Below are 14,210 nucleotides of genomic sequence, written 5' to 3'. Positions count from 1 at the left end.
ATCGCCCTCCCCTCGGCCGCCGGCCCGTCCTCTTTTTACTCGGCTCCCCCGGGGTCCCCCCCCCCCCCCCGGGGGGGGGGGGGGGCGCCGCCCCCCCCCCCCCCCCCCCACAACTGCACGCCTGAAGACAGCAATCGCTTCGTCGAGGGCGGATGGATCGGTGCGGCGTTGGAAGAGTTCTTGAAGAGCCACCGCGAGCGTGATCAGGGCTTCTCCCTGGAGCGGTGAGTCAGGAAGGCCTGCGGCCACGGCCCGCTGCATGTATTCAAGGGCCTTATCGAGGTCAGCAGGCTCCTGGGTGACTCCGAACCTGCTCCACGCGAAGGAGCCCGCGTTGAATAGAACCTCCGCGGGCGGGGAATGATCCGCTGGAGTGATCTTCACCGCCTCCTCGGCGAAAGCGACGGCAGCATCCTGGTCCCGTGGGTCGCCGAGCATGTCGAACTGCCGCTGAAGGGCAATGCTCAGATGTGACAGGCGCCGGGCTCGCATGGGGTCATCCGGTGCGGTGGCCGCAACGATGCGGTGCCACAGTCGGACAACTGCGCGAACCTCGGACCGGTCGACTCTTTCGAGAATCGAGGTCGCGCTGATCACGACACTGTCGACAATGACGGGCAGTAAAACCTCGGGTAGGGGCTCTACGTCAGCGATGAAGCAGGGTGTGAACGCCTCGACAGCGGCGATCCAGTCGTTTCGGCTTGTCCCTGGCTCCTGAGCCCTGATGCGGTAGAAGTACACCCATCCCAGCACCAGCCACCCCTCGACGCCACCCTCGCCCTTCTGCAGGCTCCGCCTGAGTAGCTGCGCGTTGGCGAGGATCTCGGGCCCGAGCGCGACTGCAGGATCAGCAGCCAAGCGGGCCGAACTCAGCTGCTCCATCGCGGTCTTCAGGTGATCTTGGTACAAGGGGGCTCCCGGCTGGCGCTGTATCTGGCTCTCCTGCGATGGTGCCAGCCAGGCAGGCGGCGATCCCGGCGGATGTCGCAACTGAGGGGCCATCAAAGGTCCTACTGTCGCGTGTCGTTGCCAACGCCATCCATTCATGGCAACTCGATTGCCAGCACTTCTGCGATATCGTCCTTCCGGGCCAGCTCCACGCGCCAACTGCCACTGCAGGCGCCACGTGAGTGGGACCGACGACTCCTGGGGGGGCAAATGGCCGATGGGTCAGATGATGAGCTGGCGGACGCGGTTTCATACGTTTGCGGGGATGCGGCGGGGATCCGCGAAGCACTAGAACCAGCCGCCGAACCGCTGGACCGCCTCCTGGAGGCTGTGCGCGCCGGCGGGGACGTCGGAGCTGCCCTGAGCGACCTCCACGTGGCCCTGCAGGCAGCAGGTGATGTATTGGGCGTGTACGGCCACAACCGATCCCGAGCAAGTGGTCTGCGGCTCGTCGGTGCCGTGGCCTCTCGGCCAAGGGAAGCTCTCCTGATCTGCCCGACCGGGCGTTGCAGCCGGTATAGCCGGCCCGATCCGATCGCCCCCATTCCGACCTGCGCTATCGACAGCCTGGCGCTGCGCCAGACGTTGCTCTGACATGGGCGGTCTGTTGGCGACGCTCGGCGGCAAGTTGGCGGAGCGCTGGCTGTCTCTGCTGGTACTTCCCGGCGCGTTGTTCGTCTCGGCCGTCTCGGCCGCCCGGATGCTCGGGCATGGCCATGCCCTTGACCTCGCCCTACTGGTGCGCCACGTGAAGCACTGGACGACTGCGGTCAAAGTGGCTGGCCTTCCCGGCTTGGCCGTTGCCATGGTGGTGCTTCTACTTGTCTCGGCTGCGGCCGGGCTTGCCGCCCAAGCCCTTGGCTCAGTGTGTGAGTACGCCGTGCTGGCGAGCCAGTGGGATTCCTGGCCACCCCCGTTGCGGCAACTCGCTCGACGATGCGTCGACAGGCGGCGCCGCAGGTGGCAACGCGAACGGGCCGCCTATATGCGGGAATGGGACGCCGCCGCACGCCGCACAGCCCTGGCCGCACGGTCCGTTCCACACGCCCGTACGGGCGACCAGGTACCGGTCCGACGAGACACCTCCCTCGACGCCGCGTACCAACGGATGACTCGCATCTCCGAGTTCGAACCCCAACGCACCACGTGGACCGGTGACCGCGTCCATGCCGTCATGGTCCGTCTCGAGGAGACCTTCCGCCTCGATCTCGGAGTCGTCTGGCCATCGCTGTGGCTCAGCCTGCCCGAGGTCGAACGCACCGAGATCAACGCGGCCCGTGAGGCCCAGACGCGGGCCACCACCCTGGCCGCCTGGGCGTTGCTCTACCTCGCGCTCACGGTGATCTGGTGGCCGGGGCTCGTCATCGCCTGTGTCACTGCGGCCACCGCCTGGCGCCGCACCCGGAATGCCGCCGACACCTACGCGCAGCTCATCGAGGCGAGCACGCAGTTGCATGCCCGCGCGCTCGCCCGCCAACTCGGAATCGGCCCGGAGGACGAGGGGCCCCTCACTCCCGAAACAGGATGGGATCTCACGCGCCTTTTGCAAGGACGTGGTCGGGGCGCCGAATCTACCGACACACCGGCATCGACAACCAGCCTGCCGTGAAAGCAGGCTAGCCTCACGGTCGCGCGTGCTGCCAGCCCGTCTGCAGGTGCGTGGTTGCCACCCACAGGGTCACCGCAGCGAGCGCCTCGGGGCTCGGCAGCCACCGTCCGGCTCCAGCGCGTGCCTGCTGACCGCGGGCACTCCGGGCTGTCCGGGACCGCCCGGCCGCTCGTGTCCCCGCTTCCGACACTGACGCCGGGCCGCACCGCGCGGGCGAGGTGATCCGCGGTGGGTCGTGGCGACGGCCTGACGCCCCATTCGGGCGGTTTATGGCACGCGAGCCTCGAAAGGTCTAGACAATAAACAAACCCCAGGTAGTGACCTGGGGCTTTGGCGCGGAGCGGATGACGAGAATTGAACCCGCGCTATAAGTTTGGGAATCACCGCTACTCAGCTTGATCATCACGTGTCTGACCTGGGAAAAGGCGCGTATAGATCGTCTTTTGTCTGCTCAGCTGGGACCTGTGTTGACCGCTGCTCACCGTCCCGAAGGGCACGGATGGGGCACGGCGTCGGACAGCCGGACGCAGCAGCGGGGGAACAGCTCTGAGCGGAACGGAGCGACCGCCGGGACGGTAACACTTCTTGAGGCCGGGCCGTGTCATGCGGGCGTCCCGACAAATCACTTATGTATCCGCCCGGATCTGAGTACTTTTATCTGCAATCGATTGGCGTGGCGCGGGCAGAGCGAGGCGACAATGCAGGATCTTGTGGTTGATGAGGGTCGGCGATCGCGTGTTGCGGAGCTCATCCGACGCCTCGACCCCGATATTCGCAAGGCCCTGCAGCTCGACGATGCGGCTGTCGTCGGCGCTGACCTGCTGGTCTCGCTGTGTCGTCTGCTGATGGACGACAGCTCTCAGCCTTGGCAAGACCGGCTCGACGCCTTCTTCGAGGAGTTCACCCTTGACGACGTGGAAGCCGGGATCGGGTTCACCGTTGCCCAGCTGCAGGACCGCGACCAGGCGACTGCCTGGATGAACTCGTTCAAGGGCAGGAACTACCAGCTCTTCGCGCTCCGGCTCCTGGGGGCCGCCGAGTTTCGGCGCTTGGTTGAGGCCTTCAAGGAAGACAGCGCGGTCGTAGCACTGGCATTTCGGCGGGGGATTCGGGCACTGATGCCGTTCGCCGTGGCGTGGAGCGACGCGCTCAACAACATGACGGAGAACCAGCGAAAGGCAGTCTCCAGGGCCGACCTTCTCAGCATCGAGCTGGCTCGGGGAATTGCCATGATCGACGAGAAGGTCGGGGAGAAGGTCATCGCTACGCTGCCCATGCAGCTCACAGCCGCTACCGCCTCTGACCTTTCCAGCTGGAGCCCGGAAAATTTGACGGAGATCGTCGCTAGCGTCAGACACCGGGTAGCGGAGTCCTCGGTCAAGAGATTGGAGCGCGAAAACGCTCAGCTCGTCAGAAAGATCAGGGGCGCCAAGGACGCCCTGATGCACTCGGAGGACGGGATCTCGCAGGCAGCCAACTCTCTGATCGAGCTCATCGACCGGGTCATGCGAGAGACGTTCTCCAAGGAGGAAGTTGTGGCATGGGCTGAAGCCTGTCTGCCGGACGAGCCGCTACTCACCTTTGAAAAGGACGGCGCCACCTTGCCGACCAAGAGGGCTGAGGCACTCTGCTTCGTCTATCGCGGTGGTGCTGTGGCCAGAGAAGCCAGCCAGTACGACGACGGCCAGGGGCCGTTCCTCGTCCACGACGCCCTGGCTCGAGTGATCGTCGCAACTCGCACCAGCCTCCAGAAGTTCAAGCACGATGACAGCGGCACCCAGGAAGAGAAGGACCAACTGCTTTCCTTGCTCAACGGCCTTGAGGGAGCCTTGTTGCTTGGTCTCTCTCTCGCCCAGATCGGCGTCTCATCGGACGGTGCGCCGGCAGAGGTCGACGCCTGATTGGACCTGGCAGAAGCTCCCCTAGTGTCCGTGTCAGAGCAGGCCGTCGGTGACGAGTAGCGCAAGGGCGTGGGCGGACGGGCGCTCCTCGGGAAGTGTGGCCATGGCGGTCCGCAGGACAGAGAGCAAGGCGGGCCACTGTGGGGCGAGTGCCGGTGGGAGCTGACCACCGGCGATCAGCTGGCGGGCCCTGGGGCCTGTGATGGGGCCCTCGGCGTTGGCTGCGGCGGTGTAGTCGAACGGCCATCTGCCGGTGGCGGCACGCCAGAGGGTCGCGGCGAGGGTGTAGGTCTCCGCAGCTGGCGTGACCTTGACCGGGCGGTGGCCGGCTTCGATCTCGGCGGCCAGTTCGGGGGCCAGGAGGTGAGGGAGGCCACCTTGGAAGGTCCCTGAGGGGGTGAGGGTGGGGGAGGCGGCCCATGTGCAGTCGATGAGCTGGATGCCGGTCTTCGTGTGGATCGCGTGTTCGGGCTGGAGGTCGCCGTGGACCCAACCCTGTCGGTGGAGGTCGGCGACTGCGAGGCAGAGGTCGACGGCCGCGTTCCGGGCCTCTTGCGTGCCCTCGCGGGTCGTGCGGACCGTGTGGAAGACGTCCCAGGTGGACGGGCCGTCGTGCCACGGGGTGATCAGCCAGGAGGTGGCCCTGGTGCTGCCGGAGGCGATGAGCGGGCTGTGGCCCGGCATGTGTTCGGCGACCGCGATCTCTCGGGAGGTGATCGGGACACCTTCGTCCTGGCCCGCCTTGAGGGCGACCGAGGCGGCGGGGCCGGTGCCCTTCCATACGGTGGATCCTCGACGGCTGCTGACGATCTCCCAGCGCACCGGTCGTCCGCAGTGGGATTCGACGGAGGCCATGGCCTCACTGGGAATCCTGATTTCTTCGGACATCGACTGACTCTCCTGTCGTGGTGCTCTAGGGTGACGTGCGTTCCCGGTGCTCTGTGGTGTCGCCGGGTTCTGTTCGTTCCTGGACCGGTGGTGATCTTGGGTTACGTGCGACTGCTGCGGAGCCGGTCCGTGCTCACGCTGTGGGTGGGCCAGGCCCTGTCGGTCTTCGGAGACCGGCTGTACGCGATGGCGGTCATGTGGATCGCCTTCGAGGAGTCCGGGGCGTTCGCAATGGGCCTCGTGGCGATCGCCGAGTCCGTCCCGTACATCGTGCTCGGCACCGTCGGGCGCCGCCTCGTGGGCCGGTTCGGCTCGCTCAGGGCGCTGGCGGCGGTCGACGTCGTGCGGGCCGCGCTGGTGGCTGTTCTGCCGCTGGCGTGGGCGCATCTCGGGCTGGTCGGGGCGCTCGCGCTGGTGCTCGTGGCCGGGTTCGCGGGGGCCGTGTTCGATCCGAACCTCGGTGCACTGACCCCCGAGCTTGTCGAGAAGCGGGACGTCCAGACGGTCAGCGGGCTGATGGACCTGTCGGGCCGGATCGCGCGGATCGCCGGGCCCGGCGCGGCCGGGCTGCTCCTCGCGGTCATGCCGATGACCACCCTGTTCTGGCTGGACGGGGCCACCTTCTTCGTCTCCGCCGTCGCCCTCACCGTCCTGGCCCGCCGCAGCCCGGTAGTGCGGCGGGACTGTACTCAGGGGAAGGAAACGGCCCCGGCCCAGGCCCGGATGCTGCTGCGCACACGACCGGACACAGCCGTCGCCATCGGGATCCACGGCGTCGGCATCGCCGCCCACACCGTCGCCCTCGCGCTGCCGGCCTTCATCACCCTCCAGCTCGGCGCCGGCGCCGGGACGTACGGAGCCGCGCTCGCCGCCACGGGGGCCGGAGCCCTCGCGGCAAACGGTCTCGCCGGGAACCTTCGCCTGCCGCCCAACTTGCCGGCCTTCTACTGCCTGGCCTGGGCGGTCTCCGGCGCGGCCCTCGCCGCGATCGCGCTCGCGGGGTCGGTCCCGGCGCTGCTGGCGCTGTCCGTTCTGCTGGGGGCGGTCAATCCGTTCGTCCAAGTCGCTCTCGTCACTCACCTGTCGGGCTTTCCTCCTGCCCACCGGCTGCGCCTGATGTCCGTGGACCTAACGGTCATCCGCACCGCTGGGACGATCTCGATGCTGTTCGTGCCCGCGCTCGCCGCCAACCGTCCGAGCCTCGCCTTCGCCGTGGCCGGCCTCGGCTTGGTCGGCGTCGGGCTGCTCGGCGCGGTCCTCGCTGCCCGCTGGACTCCCGTTGGTTCCGGCGTCCAGGAGCCCGTCGGGGCGGGCGCGAGCGAACGGGCCCGGGGCCGCTAGCTGCCCCGGGCCCGCTCACTCACCGGCCGGTCGTCAGGCGATCAGCCGCCAGTGGGAGACCTCGATGTTCTCCAGCGGGATGCCGAGGTCCTTGTAGATGCGCTGGTGCATCACGCCGAACCAGGCGTCCCGCCGGTCGGTGAAGAACTCCTCGTCGTACCAGGCGACGCCGAGGATGACCGTGCCGCCGCCGTTGGCGTTGTCCTGCTCGGCCTCGAAGTAGGTGGCCTGCCAGTCCCAGAGCATCAGCTCGTCCGGGCGCTCGCGCAGCCGCCTGTCCGACTCCTCCAGCGCCTCGATGCAGCGGCGGGCGGTCGCCTCGTCCGGGCAGTAGTAGGTGCACTCGCTGCGGACGACGGGCTTCTTGTCGCCGCGGCGGGCGGCGTCGGTGTCCTCGCCGTTCAGGACGCGGACCCGCGCGGGCGCGTCCTGGGCGAGGAACTCCTTGAGGATGGTCACGGTGGTGCTCTCCTCTCGTGGATGGATCTCGTGGATGGGTGGAGCTACCAGCCGGTCCCGGAGACCGGGTACAGGCTGGGGTCTGAGCCGTCGCGGACCGTGCAGCCGCCGGGCGCGACGAAGCGGATGTTGAGGCCGATGCGGACGCCGGCCCCGGTGTTGGAGTCCGAGCCGTGGACGAGGCGGACGTCCATGAGGCAGCCGTCCCCAGCCTGTGAAGGCAGCGGACATGCCTCGGACGGGTCGACGCCGGTGATGCCGAGAGCCCGGCCGCGCACGGCTCCCGCGTCCGGCTCGGCGTCGTAAGCCAGGTAGCCGCGCCGCTGGGAACCGGGGAGGACGCGGAGACAGCCAGTGGTCTCATCGGCGTCGGTCAGAGCCAGCCAGGCGGCGACCGAGCGACGCGGATCGAGCACGATCCGGTCGTTGATGCCGTCCTGGTGCCACGGGACCTCGAAGGGCCGGCCGGGCCACTTGATCACCAGGAACGTGTTCTCCACGGCGATGTCCGGCCCGATGGCCTGGCGTACGGCGCTGAGAAGGGCCGGGGAGTGGACGGTGTGCCGGGCCCACTCGGCGGTCAGGTGCGGGTTGCGGACGACCTCCGTGCGGTCGGCCCGGTAGGCAGCGGTCAGGTGGGCGGCACGGGCGGTGGCGGCGGCCCGCGTGGCCCAGCCCCTGACCCTGCGGACTCCGTCGGGGCCGAGCGGCCCAAGGCCGGTCACCGTGCCTCTCCCTGCTCGTCGGCCGGGGTGAGCCGCCCCAGCTGCCGTACGAAGTGGGTGGCGACCATCCACGGCATCCGCGGGTCGCTGAAGCGCAGCATCCGCTCGACCGGGGAGGCCAGGAGCCTCGGCGCCGGGTGGAGCGTTCCGTGGACTCCGACGATCTCGGCCTCGGCGGCGAAGAAGGCCCGGTGTCCGATGCCCGACCGGGGCGGGGTGGAGTGCTGGAGACACACGGGCGGCTCGGTGGTCAGGGTGCCCTCGGGCCAGCCGTCCCACCGGTGAGCGCTCGTCGGGAGCGGTAGCAGCCACAGGACGCCCGCGTTGGTCCGTACGGCTGGCACGGAGCAGTCCCGGCACAGCAGCCCCTCCATGGCTGCCCGGTCGGACACGGCATGTGCGGTGACCCTGTTCAGGAGTACGCCCTCGACCGAGCGGTCCTCGTCGCGCTCGTCGGCGTAGGCGAGACCGCGAGGGGTGTGCAGGAGCAGCGACTGCACCAGGTGCCTGTCCGGCTCTCGGCCGGTAGTGGTCGGTTCTAGGGAGGTGGTCACTACCTTCACCGTTCGCGTGTCGGGAGTACGAGGACGAGTACGGGGCTGGTCGCCCTCCGCCGAGTGGTGCGGGAGCGGTGCGGGGAGGCTCCGGGTCTCCTCGGCGGAGGGCCGTTCAGTGGCCGGTGGCGAGGGGCGGTGGCACGGCGTCCGGCGTGGTCACGACCGATCCGTGGCCGGCGGTGTCGAGAAGCTGGTCGGCGTGGGTACGCAACGCCCAGGCGGGACCAACCAGACCGGCGAAGGTGAGGAACGTCAGGGCGATTCGGCCGCTGCGGTCTGCCCGTACGAAGGGCGTCGGCCGCGGGAAGCGATGGCGGGCCTTGCTCACGAGTCCTGGCCGAGGACGTTCTCGTGCCTGTCGAGGAGGCGGCAGGTCTGCGCGTACAGCCGCTCGAACTCGACTGCGGTGAGGACGAGGGCTCCCTCGCGGGTGGATCCGTCCTCCAGGTGGAACTCCACGGGCACCGAGCCCTGGCGAGCGCGCGGGTCGTAGACCGCGTCGCGGCCGGGCAGCAGCGTGGCGTGGGTGACCTGCGCCGGCACCGGGCGCAGCGTCGTGCCGTCCGCCGGCGCGGACCAGGCGGGGCCGCCGCCGGGCGGTCGCAGGTGGTAGGTGGTGGCGGAGTCCTCGCCGGGGAGGGTGACCACGACGCCGACCCGGCCGCTGCGGGCAGTGTCGGCGGCGAGGTCCCCGAGCTGGGGGAAGAAGGGAGCCGCGGTTCCTAACTCGGCTCCCTGGGAGGGGGGATGGGGGAGGCGTCGTCCGGTCATGCCCCGAAGTTAGGGACGGCCGTGCCCCTGAATATGAGCCGGAGGAATACGCCCCCTATCCGTCCAGGTGGAAGCGGTCGGACATGTGCCGCAACTTCTCACGTGTGGCTGCCCGTTCGGCGTAGACGATGCTGCGGAGCGTGGAGCGGGCGATAGGGTGGTTCCTTACGAGCTGGGGTGCGATCCGCTCGGCGGTCTCCAGCTCGACGAGAGCCTGGCCCCGGTTGCCGTCCCACAGCCAGGCCCGCGCGATGTCCATGTGGTGATGCCCCTGACGGGAGTTGGGCAGGGCGCCAACCAGCTTCGGACTCGTGCGCCGGTTTATCTCCAGAGCCTTGCCCTGCTTACCCATCTCCAGGGCCACGCTGATCGCGTGGATCTGCACGTTTCCGGCGGAGAACGTCAGCGAGTGCCGGTCGTACACGGGAGCCCCGACGTAGGCGTCCATCCGCTCGGCGGCATCCTTCGCGTACCCGATCCGGTCCTCCGCCTCGGACGCGCGGCTCGCGCGGGCGGCCGAGACGGCTGCCCGGAGCTGGAGCGTGCCCCAGGCCCGTACAGCCAGCGGGTCACCGTCCTCGTACGCCTGCTGCACCGACCCGATTGCCTTGTCCGAGAGCGTCAGCGCGTCCGCCCAGTCGGCTGTCGCCCACATGTCCCACACCCGCATCCAGTCCGCGACCGCCGGCAGCACCGGGTCCCCGGACAGGCGGGCCGACCACGCCGCCCGCTCACAGGCCATAGCGACCAACTCGGGGTGACCGAGCGAGTGGGCGGCGGTGTGAGCGAACTTGCAGCACACGGCGTAGATCGCGTACGCCTCCTCCCGCTCGTGCCCCTCCGCGACCTCAGCCAGCGCCCGCGCCTCGCGGAACAGGTCCGGCAGGACGCGGAGGATCGCCACGCTGGCAGCGGTGTCCCGGAGGCGGTGGAGCCGGGTCACCTCCCGCCACAACTGAGGGGCCGGCCGCGGCGTCCCGTCGAAGGCCGGAGTGAGGTCGTAGCGGCGCAGTTCGCGCAGGATCGACGAGGCGGCGACCTGCCACTGGTTGTCGTCGGGGGAGCTGCTGTACGGGCGCCCGATCAGGTCGTTCGGGTGGACGTGCAGCTCGGCGGCGACCTGGTTGAGCAGCCCGACCCGGTCCAGCTCGATTAGGCCCCGTTCCATCTTGGACACCCAGCCTTGCGACTTGCCCAGCGCCGTTGCGAGATCCGCCTGTGGCATCCCGAGGCGCAGCCTCGCCCTGCGGACGCGCCGGCCGATCTCCTCGGCTTCCTCCAGCATCAGGACACCTCCCTAACCGTCGGACCGCCGAGCTGATCACTGGGATCCGTGCAGAGTTCGTCACCAGCACGGTACCCAGATGGGCGGCGGAGTGAGAGGCGTCAGGCGGATTGTTGCTGTGCCGCCGTAACCACGGACGATCGCCGCCGGTTGGCGGATCATGAAGAAGATCATCTCTGTGACTGCCCTGGCTCTGACGAGCCTGGCGCTGGCTGCCCCTGCCCACGCTGACAACGACAGCAACTTTGGGCCGGGGGTCAACGCCGCCAACAACTGGAACTTCAGCGCTGCAGCCGTCTGCTTCCAGGAGCTGGCGGTCGTCCCGGTGGGCAGCGCGTGGGACGGCAACACCGTCAACCACTGCACGAATGGCAACGTCCTCAGCCACAGCAACGGCTGAGCGGTCGGCAGTGCTCTGCCTGCACAAGCTCACGGCGTAGCGGAACAGGTGGAGGGTGCTGCCGGCGCCCTCCACCGGCGCTGTCTGGTGCCCCTGTCGACCTTGTACGCAACAGGGCGGCACCGCGAGTGCCTCCCGAAGAGCGAACGGCGGCCGCGGCTCCTCAGGTCGAGCGGAGCTGCTACTGGACCAGCCGGAGCACCGGCCTCTGTTCCTGAACGCCCAGCAGGTCCTGCACCCTCTTGCTTGTCCACGCCAACTCATGAGCAAGTTGGGAAACCGATAGGCCCGCTTCCTTGGCAGCCAGCTCGAAGGCTTGTCCAAGCAGCGAAGGCTGTTCACCGGGGAAGTTCGAGACGGATTCCGCGGTGAAGCCCGGCTGGCCGTCGAGAGCGCGTAGGCGCTGGTATGTCCTGCTGGCAGTCGCGTCGGAGATCAGCCCCAGCTCGCGGCATCGGTAGACGAGCGAATGGAGGGAGACCCCCCAGACTCCCCTGAGCTCGGCCAGGCGGGCAAAATCCATTCGCTGCGGCAGGAACGGAAGGATGCTGTCCTGGGGGGTCAGGAACTCGGCTGCGAAGGTGTCAGCCTCCTTCTCCTGACGGCTGTCACCAGTGGCGTCACCGTGAAGCACAAGGTGGCCCAACTCATGGGCAGCCGTGAACCGGTGTCGGTAGATATCGTCGGCCCGGTTCGCGGTCAGAACGACGAGGGGCCGTGCTGCCCGGGTGGAGAAAGCGTCCACGCTCGCAGCGGAGGGATCGCTGGCAGGCGGCATGACCACCACGATTCCGTGAGACTCCATCCGCCTCACGAGATGCGTGACAGGGCCGTCGCCGAGACCCCAGCGCCTGCGAAGCTCGCGGGCTGCGGACACGGGGTCGGTGGACAGCTCCTCACCGGGATGGACCTCCCCACCAGCGAAGCCGGGTAGATCGACGAGAGGCAACTGGATCCGCTGTTCCAGCGCGTACGTGAGCTCCCAAATCTGCTCCGCGAAGGCGAGCGCACGCTCTCGCTGAGACTTCGGCGTGCTGCGCAGGCTCCGGAAATGGGCCATGGAAGCGTCGAGCCGATTGGCCGGCCTCCCCAGCAGGAAAAACGTCACCGGAACTCCGAGGATCTCCGCGAGCCGGGGGATCAAGTCAGGTCGCGGCTTCGACACCCCCGTCTCGTACTGACCCACAGCGGCAGGCGTCACCCCGAGCTGGACAGCCACGTCCTTCTTCGTCATCTCAGCCAGACGACGGGCTTGGGTCAGCCGGGTGGGATCGAAGCCGTCGGAGATAGCACGTGGCGTGGTGCCTCGTTCTTCCGTACCGGGGATGAGCTCTTGCTTAGTGGGTCGCATCGTCTTCGCTGGTCTGGTCCTCGACAGGTTCTGCCTCGCTCTGCACGGGGACGTGCAGAGCCTGGTCCGAGGCGGTACGAGAGGACAGCGTAAGGGTGGGTTCGATTCCGTCGGCGAAGCTGGTGTGTGCCGTGACCTGGTTCGGAATGCTGATCGGTCGCAGCGTGTACGAGGTGACCTCCTGAGGCAGGTGAAGCGGCTCGGGATCGGTGGCCCACTCCAGCTGCCGGTTCATTCCGAGCGCCGCGATGCCCCAGTACGCCTCGAGGAGCTCGGAGGCGTTGCAGGCGAAGGGCACGAGGACCAGCTGGGTGTCCTGCGGGACCGTTGCCAAAGCGCCGCGCGGTTCGGCGATCGGGACCGTCGGCCCGAAGTCGAGGTCGAAGGGATCCTGAATGTGCTTCGGCGCTGGCGCGAACGTGAAGAGCTCCTGTACCAGCCGGGACTCGCTGGGGATGCGCGCGCTACGGACGTCTGACTTGGTCTTGGAGTACCGGAACGGGTAGATCAGCCCGTTGCCGATGAGCATCAGCTCGTAAGAGAACTGGAACGGCTTGACCGCACGGGCGCCAGGCACCTTCTTGAGCTCGTCCTGAAGCCGCTCGTACTGGTTCTCGTATCGGCTGGTGCCGTACACGCGGGTGGTGCGGGAGGAGCCTTGCTCCTGGGCGGCCTGTGCATTGGCCTGCATGTTCCGCAGGCCCTGCCCTACGCGGCGACGTACGTCTGCTGCGTGCTCGCCGAACACGTCGGTCGTCCACAACGACGAAGGCATACTCATGCGGACGACTCCTCGGGTCGGACTACGCATCGAAGCATTCCAGTGCGCCGCTGACTTTAGTTGATGTCTGAGATTTTGCACAACTGCTTTGGCGTTCGACACGCCTGCCGCTTGTTCGTCGTCGGCCTGACACCCCGAACACCTTGTATGAGCGAGGGAACTGCCGGGCCAGCGCTCCTTAGCTGTGCACTGCTCCCGTAAGCAGTAGGGCAGATGCTCTGTCCACCGGGGGATGGCTGCTTCCTCGGTCCCAGACCCTTTGGGTCTGGGACCGAGAGGCTCACCGCATCAGGTGCGTGGGGTGAGGTGGGCGGCCAGTTCCTGGGCTTCGGGCGAGAGCCCGGCGTGTACTTCGCGGGTGAAGGCTGTGCCGGGGCGGGTTACGGCGGGTCGGATCGTGGTCCAGTGCTCGGCAGCCTGTTCGATGGCCTGCTGGGTGTGGTGGATCGCGGACCGGCGGTGGGTGAGGTACTGCTCGGCCTGGTGGTGGGCCTGGTGCCAGGTGATGTCTCCCTGCTCGGCGAGCTGGTTCAGTGGCGGGGTGGTGTGGCCGTCGGCGAGACGGAGTTTGTCGGCCTCGGCGATCTGCTTTCGGATGCGGGTGTGTTCCTGTCGTTCCTCCAGCGTGGTGATGGCGTCGTCGAGGGTGAGATGGCCTTCGGCGACCTGCTTGGCGAGGTCAGGGGCGTTCTCTGTGAGGCGGTCGCGCTTCTTTTGGAGGGCTTCGGCCTGTGCCTTGAGCTCGCGAGCGATGTCGTAGGCAGCGTCGAGCGGGAAGGCGCCGATGCGGACCTGCTCGGCGAGGTGGGGGGAGTGCTGGAGAACGACCTTGGCGGCGGAGAGGCGGGTACGGCTGAGGCCGTGGGTCTTGGCCAAGCCGCGCAGGGAGTGTCCCGAAAAGGAACACGCCATGGCGGTGATCATCGCTTGCTGGCCCTTGGTGATGTGCCGACGGACGACGTTGGCGGAGAAGATCAGCGCTCGCGGGTTGTCACCGGTGTAGGCGGTGAAGCGGGGTTCGACACCGGCGATCTTGCAGGCGGCGAGCCGGTTGCGGCCGTCGAGGAGGACGCCATCCATGTCGAGGACGATGTCCCTGCGCAGGCCCTCGGTCTTGATGGACTCGGCAAGGTCGAGCAGCTCGTCGGGGTCGAGCATCGGGAAGATGTCGGCGGCGGGGTGGACCTTCAGGGG

At 68.2% G+C, this 14,210-nt stretch carries 15 protein-coding genes; 4 read left to right on the top strand and 11 right to left on the bottom strand.

Annotation, left to right across the window (positions count from 1 at the left end):
- Positions 1-1,236 precede the first annotated feature (1,236 nt).
- The gene (locus tag ACFC0G_RS38535; RefSeq protein WP_376413340.1) at positions 1,237-1,368 is read right to left on the bottom strand and encodes a hypothetical protein; all 132 of its coding nucleotides are present in this window, start codon (positions 1,366-1,368) and stop codon (positions 1,237-1,239) included.
- A 175-nt stretch (positions 1,369-1,543) separates the two neighbouring features.
- Here ACFC0G_RS38535 and ACFC0G_RS38530 point away from each other — a divergent pair, with 175 nt between their 5' ends.
- Both ACFC0G_RS38530 and ACFC0G_RS38525 read left to right on the top strand, forming a co-directional pair.
- Positions 1,544-2,557 carry a hypothetical protein gene (locus ACFC0G_RS38530; protein ID WP_376413338.1) on the top strand — a complete coding sequence of 338 codons (1,014 nt, stop codon included), beginning with the start codon at positions 1,544-1,546 and terminating at the stop codon, positions 2,555-2,557.
- A 698-nt stretch (positions 2,558-3,255) separates the two neighbouring features.
- Entirely contained in the window at positions 3,256-4,458 is a 1,203-nt protein-coding gene (locus tag ACFC0G_RS38525) for a hypothetical protein (protein WP_376413336.1), read from the top strand.
- Positions 4,459-4,491: 33 nt separating this feature from the next.
- Here the strand turns inward: ACFC0G_RS38525 and ACFC0G_RS38520 are convergent, their stop codons facing one another.
- Positions 4,492-5,346, bottom strand: a complete 855-nt coding sequence (locus ACFC0G_RS38520) for a hypothetical protein (RefSeq protein WP_376413334.1) — start codon at positions 5,344-5,346, stop codon at positions 4,492-4,494.
- 105 nt (positions 5,347-5,451) lie between these two features.
- On the opposite strand from ACFC0G_RS38520, the gene ACFC0G_RS38515 reads away from it, so the two are divergent.
- Positions 5,452-6,687 (top strand): MFS transporter, encoded by a 1,236-nt coding sequence (locus ACFC0G_RS38515; RefSeq protein WP_376413332.1) that lies wholly within the window; start codon positions 5,452-5,454, stop codon positions 6,685-6,687.
- Between the two features lie 33 nt (positions 6,688-6,720).
- On the opposite strand, the gene ACFC0G_RS38510 is transcribed toward ACFC0G_RS38515, so the two are convergent.
- From ACFC0G_RS38510 to ACFC0G_RS38485, 6 genes are all read right to left on the bottom strand, one after another.
- Positions 6,721-7,146, bottom strand: a complete 426-nt coding sequence (locus ACFC0G_RS38510) for a hypothetical protein (protein ID WP_341622932.1) — start codon at positions 7,144-7,146, stop codon at positions 6,721-6,723.
- A 44-nt stretch (positions 7,147-7,190) separates the two neighbouring features.
- Positions 7,191-7,871 carry a phytanoyl-CoA dioxygenase family protein gene (locus ACFC0G_RS38505; RefSeq protein ID WP_341622933.1) on the bottom strand — a complete coding sequence of 227 codons (681 nt, stop codon included), beginning with the start codon at positions 7,869-7,871 and terminating at the stop codon, positions 7,191-7,193.
- The gene (locus ACFC0G_RS38500; RefSeq protein WP_376413330.1) at positions 7,868-8,425 is read right to left on the bottom strand and encodes a hypothetical protein; all 558 of its coding nucleotides are present in this window, start codon (positions 8,423-8,425) and stop codon (positions 7,868-7,870) included. The genes ACFC0G_RS38505 and ACFC0G_RS38500 overlap by 4 nt, the downstream gene beginning before the upstream one ends.
- A 115-nt stretch (positions 8,426-8,540) precedes the next feature.
- Positions 8,541-8,756: a hypothetical protein gene (locus ACFC0G_RS38495; protein ID WP_341622936.1), complete on the bottom strand. Its 216-nt coding sequence runs from the start codon at positions 8,754-8,756 to the stop codon at positions 8,541-8,543.
- On the bottom strand, positions 8,753-9,199 hold the full coding sequence (locus ACFC0G_RS38490) for a hypothetical protein (protein WP_341622938.1): 447 nt from the start codon (positions 9,197-9,199) through the stop codon (positions 8,753-8,755). Before ACFC0G_RS38490 ends, ACFC0G_RS38495 begins: the two co-directional genes overlap by 4 nt.
- Before the next feature lie 55 nt (positions 9,200-9,254).
- A complete protein-coding gene (locus ACFC0G_RS38485) occupies positions 9,255-10,484 on the bottom strand; it encodes a helix-turn-helix domain-containing protein (RefSeq protein WP_376413328.1) in 1,230 nt (409 codons plus the stop codon).
- A gap of 160 nt (positions 10,485-10,644) precedes the next feature.
- Here ACFC0G_RS38485 and ACFC0G_RS38480 point away from each other — a divergent pair, with 160 nt between their 5' ends.
- Positions 10,645-10,884: a hypothetical protein gene (locus tag ACFC0G_RS38480; protein ID WP_341622942.1), complete on the top strand. Its 240-nt coding sequence runs from the start codon at positions 10,645-10,647 to the stop codon at positions 10,882-10,884.
- A 181-nt stretch (positions 10,885-11,065) separates the two neighbouring features.
- Here ACFC0G_RS38480 and ACFC0G_RS38475 read toward each other — a convergent pair whose 3' ends face one another.
- The 3 genes from ACFC0G_RS38475 to ACFC0G_RS38465 form a co-directional block, all read right to left on the bottom strand.
- Positions 11,066-12,235, bottom strand: coding sequence for a helix-turn-helix domain-containing protein (locus tag ACFC0G_RS38475; RefSeq protein ID WP_376413326.1), 1,170 nt, complete (start codon positions 12,233-12,235; stop codon positions 11,066-11,068).
- Positions 12,222-13,016: a hypothetical protein gene (locus ACFC0G_RS38470; protein ID WP_341622944.1), complete on the bottom strand. Its 795-nt coding sequence runs from the start codon at positions 13,014-13,016 to the stop codon at positions 12,222-12,224. The genes ACFC0G_RS38475 and ACFC0G_RS38470 overlap by 14 nt, the downstream gene beginning before the upstream one ends.
- A 288-nt stretch (positions 13,017-13,304) precedes the next feature.
- The gene (locus tag ACFC0G_RS38465) at positions 13,305-14,174 is read right to left on the bottom strand and encodes a hypothetical protein (protein WP_376413324.1); all 870 of its coding nucleotides are present in this window, start codon (positions 14,172-14,174) and stop codon (positions 13,305-13,307) included.
- Positions 14,175-14,210 lie beyond the last annotated feature (36 nt).

The organism is Streptomyces sp. NPDC056169 (genome assembly GCF_042268445.1).
Taxonomy (GTDB): domain Bacteria; phylum Actinomycetota; class Actinomycetes; order Streptomycetales; family Streptomycetaceae; genus Streptomyces.
The sequence above is the reverse complement of the archived record's forward strand: the minus strand, read 5'-3'. Positions and strand labels throughout refer to the sequence as shown.

Bases quoted from the DNA above. Each gene is read 5' to 3' on its own strand.
- ACFC0G_RS38465 (WP_376413324.1), bottom strand. From the start codon at position 14,174: ATGCTCGACCCCGACGAGCTGCTCGACCTTGCCGAGTCCATCAAGACC.
- ACFC0G_RS38530 (WP_376413338.1), top strand. From the start codon at position 1,544: ATGGGCGGTCTGTTGGCGACGCTCGGCGGCAAGTTGGCGGAGCGCTGG.
- ACFC0G_RS38485 (WP_376413328.1), bottom strand. From the start codon at position 10,484: ATGCTGGAGGAAGCCGAGGAGATCGGCCGGCGCGTCCGCAGGGCGAGG.
- ACFC0G_RS38480 (WP_341622942.1), top strand. From the start codon at position 10,645: ATGAAGAAGATCATCTCTGTGACTGCCCTGGCTCTGACGAGCCTGGCG.
- ACFC0G_RS38520 (WP_376413334.1), bottom strand. From the start codon at position 5,346: ATGTCCGAAGAAATCAGGATTCCCAGTGAGGCCATGGCCTCCGTCGAA.
- ACFC0G_RS38490 (WP_341622938.1), bottom strand. From the start codon at position 9,199: ATGACCGGACGACGCCTCCCCCATCCCCCCTCCCAGGGAGCCGAGTTA.
- ACFC0G_RS38475 (WP_376413326.1), bottom strand. From the start codon at position 12,235: ATGCGACCCACTAAGCAAGAGCTCATCCCCGGTACGGAAGAACGAGGC.
- ACFC0G_RS38470 (WP_341622944.1), bottom strand. From the start codon at position 13,016: ATGAGTATGCCTTCGTCGTTGTGGACGACCGACGTGTTCGGCGAGCAC.
- ACFC0G_RS38525 (WP_376413336.1), top strand. From the start codon at position 3,256: ATGCAGGATCTTGTGGTTGATGAGGGTCGGCGATCGCGTGTTGCGGAG.